This is a genomic window from Aquincola agrisoli, assembly GCF_036621135.1.
In the GTDB taxonomy this organism is placed as follows: domain Bacteria; phylum Pseudomonadota; class Gammaproteobacteria; order Burkholderiales; family Burkholderiaceae_C; genus Aquincola; species Aquincola agrisoli.
Map to the genome: position 1 here is coordinate 69,558 of NZ_JAZIBG010000028.1, position 13,046 is coordinate 82,603.

13 protein-coding genes are annotated in these 13,046 nt (G+C 72.4%); 9 read left to right on the forward strand and 4 right to left on the reverse strand.

All coding sequences use genetic code 11. The features are described from left to right. Positions 1 to 11: 11 nt before the first annotated feature. Genes V4F39_RS11990 through V4F39_RS12020 form a run of 7 tightly spaced genes read left to right on the forward strand, consistent with a single transcriptional unit; the run spans position 12 to position 5,420 of the window. The gene (locus tag V4F39_RS11990) at positions 12 to 365 is read left to right on the forward strand and encodes a Na+/H+ antiporter subunit C (RefSeq protein ID WP_332289662.1); all 354 of its coding nucleotides are present in this window, start codon (positions 12 to 14) and stop codon (positions 363 to 365) included. Beyond that, positions 362 to 2,026 carry a monovalent cation/H+ antiporter subunit D gene (locus V4F39_RS11995; protein ID WP_332289663.1) on the forward strand — a complete coding sequence of 555 codons (1,665 nt, stop codon included), beginning with the start codon at positions 362 to 364 and terminating at the stop codon, positions 2,024 to 2,026. Before V4F39_RS11990 ends, V4F39_RS11995 begins: the two co-directional genes overlap by 4 nt. Further along, positions 2,023 to 2,523, forward strand: a complete 501-nt coding sequence (locus V4F39_RS12000) for a Na+/H+ antiporter subunit E (RefSeq protein ID WP_332289664.1) — start codon at positions 2,023 to 2,025, stop codon at positions 2,521 to 2,523. The genes V4F39_RS11995 and V4F39_RS12000 overlap by 4 nt, the downstream gene beginning before the upstream one ends. Then, complete coding sequence (locus V4F39_RS12005) at positions 2,520 to 2,798, forward strand: K+/H+ antiporter subunit F (protein ID WP_332289665.1); 279 nt, start codon at positions 2,520 to 2,522, stop codon at positions 2,796 to 2,798. Before V4F39_RS12000 ends, V4F39_RS12005 begins: the two co-directional genes overlap by 4 nt. Further along, positions 2,795 to 3,136, forward strand: a complete 342-nt coding sequence (locus V4F39_RS12010) for a Na+/H+ antiporter subunit G (RefSeq protein ID WP_332289666.1) — start codon at positions 2,795 to 2,797, stop codon at positions 3,134 to 3,136. Before V4F39_RS12005 ends, V4F39_RS12010 begins: the two co-directional genes overlap by 4 nt. Positions 3,137 to 3,155: 19 nt before the next feature. Continuing rightward, positions 3,156 to 4,748 carry an AAA family ATPase gene (locus V4F39_RS12015; RefSeq protein ID WP_332289667.1) on the forward strand — a complete coding sequence of 531 codons (1,593 nt, stop codon included), beginning with the start codon at positions 3,156 to 3,158 and terminating at the stop codon, positions 4,746 to 4,748. Between the two features lie 3 nt (positions 4,749 to 4,751). Continuing rightward, on the forward strand, positions 4,752 to 5,420 hold the full coding sequence (locus tag V4F39_RS12020) for a general secretion pathway protein GspB (protein WP_332289668.1): 669 nt from the start codon (positions 4,752 to 4,754) through the stop codon (positions 5,418 to 5,420). A gap of 25 nt (positions 5,421 to 5,445) precedes the next feature. On the opposite strand, the gene V4F39_RS12025 is transcribed toward V4F39_RS12020, so the two are convergent. Beyond that, positions 5,446 to 5,787, reverse strand: a complete 342-nt coding sequence (locus tag V4F39_RS12025; protein ID WP_332289669.1) for an H-NS histone family protein — start codon at positions 5,785 to 5,787, stop codon at positions 5,446 to 5,448. A 136-nt stretch (positions 5,788 to 5,923) separates the two neighbouring features. Between V4F39_RS12025 and V4F39_RS12030 the strand changes: the two genes are divergently transcribed. After that, positions 5,924 to 7,504: an MFS transporter gene (locus V4F39_RS12030; protein ID WP_332289670.1), complete on the forward strand. Its 1,581-nt coding sequence runs from the start codon at positions 5,924 to 5,926 to the stop codon at positions 7,502 to 7,504. Positions 7,505 to 7,524: 20 nt separating this feature from the next. Here the strand turns inward: V4F39_RS12030 and V4F39_RS12035 are convergent, their stop codons facing one another. The 3 genes from V4F39_RS12035 to baeS form a co-directional block, all read right to left on the reverse strand. After that, a complete protein-coding gene (locus tag V4F39_RS12035; protein WP_332289671.1) occupies positions 7,525 to 9,360 on the reverse strand; it encodes an ATP-binding protein in 1,836 nt (611 codons plus the stop codon). Between the two features lie 191 nt (positions 9,361 to 9,551). Next, entirely contained in the window at positions 9,552 to 10,250 is a 699-nt protein-coding gene (locus V4F39_RS12040) for a response regulator (protein ID WP_332289672.1), read from the reverse strand. Next, positions 10,247 to 11,668: a sensor histidine kinase efflux regulator BaeS gene (gene baeS / locus V4F39_RS12045; protein ID WP_332289673.1), complete on the reverse strand. Its 1,422-nt coding sequence runs from the start codon at positions 11,666 to 11,668 to the stop codon at positions 10,247 to 10,249. The genes V4F39_RS12040 and baeS overlap by 4 nt, the downstream gene beginning before the upstream one ends. A 117-nt stretch (positions 11,669 to 11,785) precedes the next feature. Here baeS and V4F39_RS12050 point away from each other — a divergent pair, with 117 nt between their 5' ends. After that, positions 11,786 to 13,045 (forward strand): efflux RND transporter periplasmic adaptor subunit, encoded by a 1,260-nt coding sequence (locus V4F39_RS12050; protein WP_332289674.1) that lies wholly within the window; start codon positions 11,786 to 11,788, stop codon positions 13,043 to 13,045. Position 13,046: the final 1 nt, after the last annotated feature.

The following is a 13,046-nucleotide window of genomic DNA, read 5'->3' on the forward strand; positions in this document are numbered from 1 at the left end:
AGGACCTCCTGATGGAAGCCACCCTCGCCATCGCCATCGGCGTGCTCACCGCTTCGGGCGTGTGGCTGCTGCTGCGGCCCCGCACCTTCCAGGTCGTGATGGGCCTGGCGCTGCTGTCCTACGCGGTCAACCTGTTCATCTTCGGAATGGGCCGGCTGTCGATCGACAAGGAGCCGATCGTGCAGCCGGGCGTGCCGCTCGACCTGCTGCACTACGACGACCCGCTGCCCCAGGCGCTGGTGCTCACCGCCATCGTCATCGGCTTCGCGATGACGGCGCTGCTGCTGGTGGTGCTGCTCGCCTCGCGCGGGCTCAACGGCACCGACCACGTCGACGGCGAGGAATCCCCGGGGAGCACGCCGTGACGCCGCTGCTGATCGCCCCGGTCCTGCTGCCGATGATCGCGGCGGTGCTGATGCTGGCCGCCCAGCACCGCCGCCGCTGGCACCTGGCCATCAACCTCGCCGCCACCGCCGGCGGCATGGCCCTCGCGCTGATGCTGCTGCACTGGGTCAAGCACAACGATGCGCCGGGCGCCGTCGGCGTCTACCTGCCGGGCAACTGGAACGTGCCCTTCGGCATCGTGCTGGTGGCCGACCGGCTCTCGGCGCTGATGCTGGTGCTGACCTCCGGCGTCGCGCTGGCGGCGCTGGTCTTCGCCATCGCCCGCTGGGACCGCGCGGGGGTGTACTTCCACCCGCTCTTCCAGCTCCAGTTGATGGGGCTGAACGGCGTGTTCCTGACCGCCGACCTCTTCAACCTCTTCGTGTTCTTCGAGGTGATGCTGTCGGCCTCCTACGGGCTGCTGCTGCACGGCTCGGGGCGCTGGCGGGTGCGCGCGGGGCTGCACTACCTGGTGATCAACCTCGCGGCCTCGGCGCTGTTCCTCGTCGGCGTGTCGATGCTCTACGGTGTGACGGGCACGCTGAACATGGCCGACATGGCGCAGCGCATCGCCCTGGTCGCGCCGGAAGACCGCGGGCTGCTGCATGCGGGCGCGGCCATCCTCGCGATCGCATTCCTCACCAAGGCCGCGATGTGGCCGCTCAACTTCTGGCTGGTGCCGGCCTACACCGCGGCGAGCGCACCGGTCGGGGCACTGTTCGCGATCATGACGAAGGTCGGCATCTACACGGTGCTTCGGCTGTGGTCGCTGATGTTCCCAGCCACCGCCGGCGTGTCGGCCTTCTTCGGCGGCCGGTGGCTGCTGGTGGGCGGCATCCTGACGCTGTCGGTGGCCGCGCTGAGCATGCTGGCGTCGCAGAAGGTCGACCGGCTCGCGGCGCTGGCCGTGGTGGTGTCCTCCGGCACGCTGATGGCCGTCGTCAGCTTCGCGCAACCGGCCGTCACCGCGGGGGCCCTGTTCTACCTCGTCAGCTCCACGCTCGCGCTGTCGGCGCTGTTCCTGCTCGCCGAGCTGATCGAGCGCTCGCGCCAGATCGACACCGAGACCGAGCACGCCGAGGCGCACCGGGTGCACTTCCCGGTCGAGGACCTCGAACCTTCCGAACTCGACGCGCAGGGCGAGGCGATCACCGGCCGCGCCATCCCGGCGGCGATGGCCTTCCTCGGCGTCAGCTTCATCGCCTGCACGCTGCTGGTGGCGGGCATGCCACCGCTGTCGGGCTTCGTGGCCAAGTTCAGTCTGCTGTCGGCGCTGGCCAATCCGCTGGGACTGGGCGGCTTCGACTGGCAGGCCACGTCGCGCCATGCCTGGCTGGTGCTGGGCCTGCTGATCGGCTCCGGCCTGCTGTCGCTCGTGGCGCTCACCGGCGCCGGCGTGCGCTACTTCTGGACGCCGCTGCACCGGCCGGCACCGCGGCTGAAGGTCATCGAATGCCTGCCGATCGCCGGCCTGCTGCTGGCCTGCGTGCTGCTGACGGTGCACGCCGAGGCCGTGCTGCGCTACACCCGCGCGACGACCGAGGCGCTGCAGACGCCGTCGCTCTACATCGAGGCGGTGATGTCGACCCAGCCGCTGCCCAGCCCGACCGATCCGCGCAGCCTGCCGGAGGTGCCGCGATGATGCGGCGGCTGCTGCCTTCGCCGCTGCTGTCGGCGGCCCTGCTGGTGCTGTGGCTGCTGCTGGCCGATTCGCTGGGCGCCGGCCAGTGGCTGCTGGGCGCCGCGGTCGCCGTGGGCATGCCGCTGCTGACCGCGACGCTGCGGCCGGAGGCGGTGCGCATCCGCCGGCCCGGCGTGCTGCTGGCGCTGGTGTTGCGCGTGGGCGGCGACGTGCTGCGCTCCAACTTCGACGTGCTGCGCGGCGTGCTGCGGGCGGTGCCTCCCGGCGGACGCCCGCCGAATTCCGGTTTCGTGCGCGTGCCCATCACGCTGCGCGACCCGCATGCGCTGGCGTCGCTCGCGATCATCCTCGCGGTGGTGCCGGGCACCGTGTGGTGCCGGCTGTCGCCCGACGGGACCGAGCTGCTGCTGCACGTCTTCGACCTGGAGGACGAGGCCGCGCTGGTCACCCAGATCCACGAGCGCTACGAACAACCGCTGATGGAGATCTTCGAATGACGCCCGTGCTCTGGACGGCGATGCTCATCGCCTTCGGCTGCTTTGCGCTGGCGATGCTGCTGACCATGCTGCGCCTGTTCAAGGGGCCGTCGGCCCAGGACCGCGTGCTCGCCCTCGACTACCTGACCGTCAACGCGCTGCTGCTGATGCTGGTGCTCGGCATGCGGCACCACAGCAGCATGTACTTCGAGGCGGCGCTGCTGGTCGCGATGCTCGGGTTCATCACCTCCATGGCGCTGGCGCGCTTCCTCCTGCGCGGCGAGATCATCGAATGAATGCCCTTCCCTGGTGGATCGAATGGCCCGTGGCCGTGCTGCTGGTGACCGGCGGCGTGCTGGCGCTGGCCGGCGCGCTGGGCCTGCTGCGCCTGCAGGACTTCTTCGACCGGCTGCACCCGCCGGCCCTGGCGATCACGCTCGGCAGCTGGTGCGTGTCGCTCGCCTCGGTGCTGTACTTTTCGGCGCTGGAGTCGCGGCCGGTGCTCGCGGCGTGGCTGATCCCGATCCTGCTGTCGATCACCGCGCCGATCACCAGCCTGCTGCTGGCACGCGCCGCGCGCTTCCGCCGCCGCGACGCGGATGCCGCGCGCGCGCCGATGGTGCCCGGCCCCTGACCCCGGACGCCCCGCTGCCATGTACGAGAAGTTCTTCGGGCTGAAGCAGGCGCCGTTCTCGATCGCGCCGGACCCGCACTACCTCTTCATGAGCGAGCGCCACCGCGAGGCGCTGGCCCACCTGCTGTACGGCCTCGGCGGCGGCGGCGGCTTCGTGCTGCTGACCGGCGAGATCGGCGCCGGCAAGACCACCGTGTGCCGCTGCTTCCTGGAGCAGATCCCCGCACACTGCAGCGTCGCCTACATCTTCAACCCCAAGCTCACCGTGGTGGAGCTGCTGAAGACGGTGTGCGACGAGTTCGGCATCGAGGCCCCGGCCGAGGCATCGCCCGCGGCTTCGGTGAAGGACTACGTCGACCGGCTCAACGCCTTCCTGCTGCAGGCACATGCGGCGGGCCGCAACAGCGTGCTGGTGATCGACGAGGCGCAGAACCTCTCGGCCGACGTGCTAGAGCAGCTGCGCCTGCTGACCAACCTCGAGACCCACGAGCGCAAGCTGCTGCAGATCGTGCTGATCGGCCAGCCCGAGCTGCGCACCATGCTCGCCAGCCCCTCGCTGGAGCAGCTGGCACAACGGGTCGTCGCCCGCTTCCACCTCGAGGCGCTGTCGCTTGCCGAGACCGAGCAGTACGTGGCGCACCGCCTCGCGGTGGCCGGGCTCGCGACGGCGCTGCCCTTCGACCGCCGTGCACTGGCGCAAATCCACCGCCGCACGCGGGGCGTGCCGCGCCGCATCAACCTGCTGTGCGACCGGGCGCTGCTGGGCGCCTATGCCCGCGGCAGCACGCGCGTGGACCGCGCGCTGATCGACCAGGCCGCGCGCGAGGTGTTCGGCCCGCCCGTGGCGACGCGCGGCGTGCACCGCCACCGCTGGGCGTGGGGCCTGGGCCTCGCCGCGACGGCGGCCGCTGCGGGGGGCGTGCTGGTGCTGGGCGAGGGACCGCTGCGCCGGGCGCTGGGGCCGGTGGTGGCCGCCATCGGGCCGTCGCCCGCAGCCAGCCCCCCGGCCGCTGCGGCAGCGGCGTCGGCTGCCGCGGCCTTCGACATGGCCGGGCTGCTCGCGTCGCTGCCCCAGGATGAGAAGGCCGCCTGGCGGCTGCTCGCGCCCGCGTGGGCGCTGCCGGCCGATGCGGCGCAGCCGTGCACCGCCTGGGCGCAGCAGCAGGTGCAGTGCTTCCGCGGCACCGCAAACCTTGCGCAGGTGCGCCTGCTCGACCGCCCCGGCCTGCTCACGCTGGCCGACGGCCGGGGCACCACCGCCTACGCGCTGCTGACGGGCCTGACGGCGGACCGCGCCGAGCTGCGGGTGGGCGATGCCGTCACCGCCGTCCCGCTGGGCGCGCTCGCTGAAGCCTGGACGGGCGAGTTCTCGACGCTGTGGCGCGTGCCGCCCGCCGAAGGCGGTGCTGCCGCCCAGGCCGCGGCGCTGGCGCACCGGCTCGATGCCGCGCAGGGTCCGGCGCGCGCCTCCGACGCCACGCTGCGCGAACGTGTGCAGACCTTCCAGCGCGCCCAGGGCCTGCGGGCCGACGGCGTTGCCGGCCCCATGACGATCATGCAGCTCAACCGCGCCACCGGCGTCGAGGAGCCGCGCCTGGCCCGCGGGAAATAGACGATGTCGCTGGTGCTCGAAGCCCTCAAGAAAGCAGACGCCGAGCGGGAGCGCGAACGCACGGCCGTGCCCGACCTGAACGCGCGCCAGCTGCCGGCCGCCCCGCTGCCCGAACGGCATCGGCCGGCCGTCGTGGCCTGGAGCGTCGCGGGCGTGGCGGTCATCGCGGCAACGGCGCTGGGATGGCAGGCGATGCGCCGCGAGTCGCCCGCCGTGGCGGCCGCCCCCCCGCCGGCCGCGGTGCCGTCGCCGGTGGCGCCTGCCGCCGTGCCGGCGCCCCCCCCGACCGTCGCCCGGGCCCCCGCGCCCCCGGCCGCTCCCCGGGCACCTGTTCCGCCGCCTGCGCCGCGGCCGGCGGCGCAGCCCTCACCGGCTGCCGAGACGCTGGCGGCCCCGCCGCCGCCGGCGACGGCCGCAGCCCCCGCCGAAGCGCCGGAAACCCGCATCTACGACAGCATGCAGGCGCTGCCCGAAGAAGCGCGCCGCGGACTGCCGGCGCTCACGATGGGCGGCGCGATGTATTCCGAATCCCCGGCCAACCGCATGCTGATCGTCAACGGCCAGGTGTTCCGAGAAAAGGACGTGCTCGCGCCCGACCTGGTGCTGGAACAGATCGCGCTCAAATCGGCCGTGCTGCGCTACCGCACCTACCGCTTCCGCGTGACGTACTGATCGCCCGCGCCGGCGGCCGACCGCTTCAGACCGCGAACTCTTCCAGCGAGTGGCCCGCGGCGATCGCCTCGCGCAGCCAGCGGGGGCGCGGGCCCCGGCCGCCCCACACATTGCCCGAACCGTCGCGGTAGCGCGGCTGGGCCGCCGCGGCGCGCGAGCGGCCGGTCTTGCGCTTCGCCGCCGCCGTCTTGCGTCCGGCCCGGCGCGGACCGGCCTGCAGGCCCAGGTCCTCCGCGGTCAGCCCGTAGGCTTCGATCGCTTCCTTGATGCGCGCCACGACATCGGCGATTTCCTTGCGCCGGAGGGTCTCGGCCTGTTGCGAAAGGGCCGCGATCTGCTTTTTCAATTGCGCGTAGGTCTTGGTCATGGGCAACGTCAGGTTGTTGGAATCGACAGGCATCCACCAATGGGTGGATGCCAATTATCCCGATTTGTCTTAGGTGGCAACGGAATGACCAGTGCCGCAGCTATTTCCAATCAATGCGAAGACAATCGCGCCCGACATGACGGCCCCCGCTTCGATCTGGACCACGCTGCGCCACGACACGTTCAGGGCGCTCTGGCTGACCGGGGGGCTCTACTTCATCGGCAACGCCATGCAGACGATGGCCGCCGCCTGGATGATGGTCGAGCTCACCGGCTCGTCGTTCCTCGCCGCGCTGGTGCAGACGGCCGTGTTCCTGCCGATGTTCCTGCTCGCGCTGCCGGCCGGCGTGCTGGCCGACATCACCGACCGCCGCCGCCTGATCGTCGGCGCGCTGATCACGCAGGCCGTCACCGGCAGCGTGCTGGCCGCGCTGCTGCTGGCCGGCTGGGCCGGCCCGGCCACGATGCTGATGCTGATCTTCGTGGCCGGCTGCTGCACCGCGCTGTTGTCGCCGGCCTGGAACTCCACGATCAACGACGCCATCCCGCGCGAGGAGATGCCGCAGGCCATCACCTGCGTGTCGATCGCCTTCAATGCCGCGCGGGCGCTGGGGCCGGCGCTGGCGGGCCTGGTCTTCGCGCAGGTGGGCGGTTCGTGGAACTTCGCGCTCGCGGTGCTCACGGTGCTGGTGATGCTGGGCATCGTACTGCGCCACCCGCCGCGGCCGCATCCGCCGTCGCGGCTGCCGGCGGAGCGGCTGTGGGGCGGCATGCTGAGCGCGCTGCGCTTCGCGCGCCATTCGCACCCGGTGTTCGCGCAGCTGGTGCGCACGGTCGCCTACAGCGGCGTGGGGTCGGCGCTGTGGGCGCTGCTGCCCACCATCGGCCAGCGCCAGCTCGGCCTGGGCGCCGAAGGCTACGGTCTGCTGATGGGCTGCCTGGGCGGCGGCGCGGTGGCCATCGGCCTGGCGATCGGCCGCCTGCGCGCCGCGCTGGGGCTGGAGAAGATCGTCAACGGCGGCTGCATCGTCTACGGCCTCGTCATGCTCGTCGCCGCCTTCGTGCGCTGGCCGCCGGTGGTCTATGCGGCGCTGGTGGTCGGCGGCGCCTGCTGGATGGCGGCGATGTCGACCTTCAACACGGCCACGCAGACCAGCGCGCCGCCCTGGGTGCGGGCCCGCGCGATGGCACTGCACACCGTGAGCGCGCTGGGCTCGTTCGCGATCGGCTCGGCGTTGTGGGGTGCGCTGTCGGACCTGTTCGGCCTGCCGTTCACCCTGACGCTGGCCGCCGGCTGCATGGCCGCGGGCGTGCTGCTGGCGCGCCCCTTCCCGCTGCGCATGGGCGAGCGGCCCGACGTGACGCCCGCCACCGTCAGCGACGTGCTGTCGCTGGCCAACGAGCCGGCCCCCGACGCCGGCCCGGTCGCGGTGGAGATCGGCTACCGCATCCTGCCCGAATCGGCGCCCGCCTTCCTCGACGCCATCACCGGCCTGCGCGGGCCGCGCCGCCGTGACGGCGCCACGTTCTGGCGCGTGTACCGCGACCTCTCGGACCCGGCGCGCTACGTGGAGCGCTTCATCGTCACCTCGTGGGCCGACTACCTGCACCAGCGCTCCCGCGCGACGCAGGCCGACCACCAGGTGGAGACACGGGTGCGCTCGTTCCTCGCACCCGGCGAGGCGGTGACCATGCAGCACTACCTGGCGGAGCGCTGACGCGCCGCCAGTGAGCGGCTTCAGCCGGCACCGGGCAGCCAGCGCGACAGCGTGCCGGCCAGCTGCGCCATCGTCACCGGCTTGCTGACGAAATCGTCCATCCCGGCGCTGCGGCAGGCCGCCTCGTCCTCGGGCATCGTCGCGGCCGTCAACGCGATGATCGGCAGGCGGCTGCCGCCGGCGGGCTCGCCGGCGCGGATGCGCCGCGTCGCCTCGAAGCCGTCGGTCATCGGCATGTGGCAATCCATGAACACCACGTCGTAGCGCCGGCGCGAGACGGCATCGAAGGCGGCGTCGCCGTCGGCGACCACGTCGACGCTGCAGCCCAGGCGCGACAGCATCTCCTGCAGCACGAGCTGGTTGACGAGGTTGTCCTCGGCCAGCAGCACATGGCTGGGTGGGACCACCGGGACCTCGGCCGGTGCGTCCGGCCGAGGCCCCGGCGCAGGCGCGGCCGCCTCGCCGACCGGCGCGGTGACGCTGAAGCAGGTGCCCCGGCCCGGCTCGCTGCGGACCTGCACCTCGCCGCCCATCAGCCGCGTCAGCTGGCGCACGATGGCGAGCCCCAGCCCGCTGCCGCCGTGCTGCCGTGTGGTGGAGGAATCTGCCTGCATGAAGGGCTCGAAGAGATGAGAGATCTGATATTCCGGGATACCTATGCCGGTATCGGCCACCTCGAACCGCAACATGAGCCTGCCGTCCGCGGCCGCCTCGCGCATCCGGCCCACGCTGACGGTGACGGCGCCGCGCTCGGTGAACTTCACCGCGTTGGCCAGCAGGTTCAGCAGCACCTGGCGCAGGCGCAGCGCATCGGCCACCACGTGGGGCGGCACGTCGGCGGCGATGCGCACATCGAGCGCGATCCCCTTGGCCAGCGCCGCCGGCTGCACCACCGCGAGCGATTCACCCAGCAGCGAGCGCAGGTGCACCGGCTCGGCCACGACGTCGAGGCGGCCGGCCTCGATGCGCGAGAGGTCGAGTACGTTGTCGAGGATCGACAGCAGCACCTGGCCCGACTGCCGGGCCGTCTCGGCGAAGGCACGCTGGTCGCTCTTGAGCGGCGTGCCGAGCAGCAGCTCCGTCGCGCCGAGCACGCCGTTCATCGGCGTGCGGATCTCGTGGCTCATCATCGCGAGGAACCGCGACTTGGCGACGCTGGCCTGCTCCGCCAGCCGGCGCGCCAGCCGAAGCTCCTGGGCCTGCGCCTCCAGCTCGCCGGTCTTGGTTTCGAGCGAGTCGACGAGCTGCCGTGCGGTGCGCACCGCGGCCCGGGTGCGGTTGCGCAGCCGCTCGGTCACGAAGCCGGTGAATGCCAGGTAGCCGCCGATCATGTACATCACCGCGGCGATCACCAGCCGCTCCTGCCACCGCGCCCCACCAGGGTCGAGCACGGTCAGCAGCGCCGTGTAACCGAGGTAGACCGCGACGACGACGTTGCTGAAGTAGAACGCGCTGCGGAAGCCGTAGCCGATGTGGTCGCCGACGCGCACCAGCAGCAGGTAGCCGAAGAACAGGTGCGTCTGCTCCAGGCGCTGCAACGTCAGCAACCACATCAGCACGTCGAGGTGCATGAAGAGGCTGCTCAGGTCGAGCCGGCCGCTGCGGCCGTACCAGCGCCACAGCACGGCCCAGCTGAGCAGCGCGTAGCCGAGATTCGCGGCCACGAGCAGCGGCAGCGCCAGGCCGGCCGGCGAGCGGCCGTCCAGCGGGTGCAGCAAGCCCATCACGCTCAGGATGACGAAGCCGAGCAGGCGGATCAGCGGGATCTGCAGCGCATGCACGCGGCGCGCGTTGTCCGCCTTGCGCTGGAGCAGTTCGGCGGGATCGAGCGTGAAGCTGGAGTCCTGCGGAGACATCGAAAGCGGAATGGGGCCGGAGGAAGGGCACGAGGCGGCAGGATGGCACCTCGCGGGCTCTGAAACAACTGATAGAAACAGCAGTGCCGAGCATAGCGGCTCGCCGGGCGCGGAGCATAGCGGGCACGGTCCGGAAAAGCCCTCCCTAGTTGCAAGCGCCCGCCGCTTGAAACTGCCCGGGCGCCGATGCTTCAGAGCTCGAGCTTGTAGCCCACGCCGTAGATCGAGCGGATCGGATCGTGCCCCGGCGCGGCGGCCTCCAGCTTGCGCCGCAGGTTCTTGACGTGGCTGTCGATCGCGCGGTCGGTCACGGCACGGCCGTCGCCGTGCAGCCGGTCGAGCAGGCTGTCGCGCGCAAAGACGCGCCCGGGCGCCGCCGCCAGCGCCCGCAGCAGCCGGAACTCCACCGGCGTCAGCTCCAGCGGCACGCCGCGGTAGCTGGCGCGCCAGGCGGCCTCGTCGATCTGCAGCCAGTTGGGCGCCGGCACCGCCCCGCGGCGCGTGCGGCGCAGGATCGCCCGCACCCGCGCCATGATCTCGCGGGGGCTGAACGGGGTCTTGCAGATGTAGTCGTCGGCGCCCAGGTCGAGGCCCAGCAGCCGGTCGGCCTCCTCGACACGGGCCGTCAGCATCACGATCGGCACGTCGCTGGCCGCGCGCAGCGCGCGGCACACCGACAGGCCGTCCAGCCCCGGCAGCATGATGTCCAGCAGCACCAGGTCGGCCGGCTCGGCGGCCATCGCCGGCAGCACCTCGCGGCCGTCGACGATCCACTGCGGCGCATGGCCCTCGGCGCGCAGGTAGTCGCTGATCAGCGACGCCATCTTGGGCTCGTCCTCGACGACCAGGATGCGAGCAGGCCGCACCGCGGCGGCGGCGTCGGCCGTCATGGCAGCGTCCTCGACCAGTCCGCCGGCGCGGCGGGCAGGTGCAGCCGGATCGCCAGCCCGCCCAGCGCGGAGGGCATCGCCTCGATGCGCCCGCCGTGCGCCTGCACGATGCTGCGGCAGATCGCCAGGCCCAGGCCCGCCCCGCCGCTGGCACGGTTGCGCGAGGCCTCCACCCGGTAGAAGCGGTCGAACAGCCGCGGCAGGCGGCTGGCCGGCACGCCGGGCGCCGAATCCTCGAAGACGACCTCCACGCCGCCCGCCGGATCGGGCCGGGCCCGCACCCGCAGCGCACCGCCGCGGTCGGTGTAGCGCAGGCTGTTCTCCATCAGGTTGTTGAAGAGCTGCTGCAGCCGGCGCTCGTCGGCCAGCACCGTCAGCCGCTCCGACAGCTCGCCCTCCTCCAGCGCCAGGCCGGCCTCGGCGAGCCGGCCCGCGAAGGCGTCGACCGTGGTGTGCAGCAGTTCCACCACGTCGATGGGCTCCTTGCGGTAGGCGAGCGCACCGACGTCGGCCAGCGACAGGTCGTAGAGGTCGCTGACCAGCTTGTTCATCGTGGCCACCTCGGCCTGCAGCGACTTCACCGTCGCGGCGCTGAGGGTGTGGACGCCGTCCTCGATGGCCTCCAGCTCGCCGTGCAGCACCCCCAGCGGCGTGCGCAGCTCGTGCGACACGTCGGCCAGGAAGTCCCGCCGCATGCGCTCGTTGCGCTGCAGCGTGTCGGCCAGGGTGTTGAAATCCCGCGCGAGCTGGCCGACCTCGTCGTCGGAATCGACCGCGACACGGCTCGCGTACTCGCCCGCCGCCAGCCGGTGCGTCGCATCGGCCACGCGGCGCACCGGCCGCAGCAGCCGGCGCGCGACCCACAGCGCGATCACCGCGGCCAGCAGCACGCACACCGCGCCGATCATCCAGCTGGCGCGGACCTGGTGGCGCTCGAAGCGCACGTCGCCGCCGCCGCTGACGGTCTGGAACGGCGCCATCAGCAGCCAGCCCACCCGCTCGCCGCCGACGACGATCTCCCTGCGCACCGAGTCGTCATGCACCTCCGGGTAGCCGACCAGCAGCGCCTGCCCTGCGTCGAGCAACGAGAAGCGCAGGAGTGCCCCGGTGAGGTCCGATACCGAGGCCGGCGGCCGGCTCGGCCCGCTGGCGGGCACGGAAGCTGCATCGGCCGAGGTGCGCAGCACCCGGAACCACTCCGACCGGTTGCCGCGCAGGAAATCCCACCCGCCGTGGACGCGGTACGCTTCGGCCAGCCGCGGCACCGCGGCGTCCATGCGCAGCAAGGCCTGTTCGTTGAGGTAGCCGATGAAGCCCCGCGTATAGCTCCAGTGCGCTGCGACGCCCATCGCCAGCACGGCGAAGGCGGCGGTGGCCAGCACGGCCAGGAACAATCGGGCGGTGATGCTGATCTTCATGCTGTCGAGACGGACGATGCGGCAATGAAACCGCGTTCCGGCGCCTGCGGCAAGGTGATGCCGGTGCCGATAACGGCTCTTCAAACTCCCTCCACATTCTCACGACAGCATGCCCGCATGAAGTGCCATTGCCCCCCTTCCGGCCGCCTGTGGCCGGCCGCCGTGCTGTGCGCCGCGCTGGCGCTGGCCGCCTGCTCCGGCAGCAAAGACAAGCCCGCCGCCGCGCCCGCGGGGCCGAAGGAGGTCGGCGTGGTGACGCTGCAGGTGCAGCGCCTGGCCCAGACCACCGAACTGCCCGGCCGCACGACGGCGCGCATGGTGGCCGAGATCCGGCCGCAGGTCGGCGGCATCGTGCAGAAGCGGCTCTTCACGGAAGGCGCGCTGGTCAAGGCCGGCGAGGTGCTCTACCAGATCGACCCCTCCACCTTCCAGGCCACCTTCGCCAGCGCGCAGGCCACGGTCCGCAAGGCCGAGGCCACCGTCGCGGTGGCGCAGAGCACCGCCCAGCGCAACGCCGAGCTGGTGAAGATCGACGCGATCAGCCAGCAGGTGAACGAGCAGTCGCAGGCCTCGCTCCAGCAGGCGCAGGCCGACCTGGGCATCGCGCGCGCGGCGCTCGAGACGGCACGCATCAACCTCGGCTTCACCCGCATCACCGCGCCCATCGCCGGGCGGGTGGGCCTGTCGACGGTCACGCCGGGGGCGCTGGTCACCGCCAACCAGGCCACCGCGTTGACCACCGTGCAGCAGCTCGACCCCATCCACGTCGACGTGACGCAATCCAGCACCGAGCTGCTGCGCCTGAAGCGCGACCTCGCCGAAGGCCGGCTGCAGCGCGGCGGCGAGGGCGAGGCCCGCATCCGCCTGGTGCTCGAGGACGGCAGCCGCTATACGCACGAGGGCCGGCTGGCCTTCAGCGGCGTCAACGTCGACCCCGGCACCGGCAGCATCACGCTGCGCGCGCTGGTGCCCAACCCGCAGGGCCTGTTGATGCCCGGCATGTATGTGCGCGCGCAGCTGCAGGAGGGCGTGCAGGACGACGCCCTGCTGGTGCCGCAGCAGGCGGTGACGCGCAATGCCAACGGCTCGGCCTCGGCGCTGGTGGTGGAGCCCGACAACAAGGTCGCCCGCCGCACCCTGACGGTCGACCGCGCGGTGGGCAACCGCTGGCAGGTGACGGGCGGCCTGCAGGCCGGCGACCGCGTGATCGTCGAAGGCTCGCAGCGCGTCAAGGTCGGCGACACCGTGCGCGCGGTCGCGATGGCCGAAGGCGGCCAGGCACCGCGCAGCCCGGGCGGCGCCGCGTCCGCCGCCGGCAGCAGCAGCGCCGCCGCGGCGGCGGCCGCCGCCACCCTGCCCGCCGCCGCAGCCCGCTGAA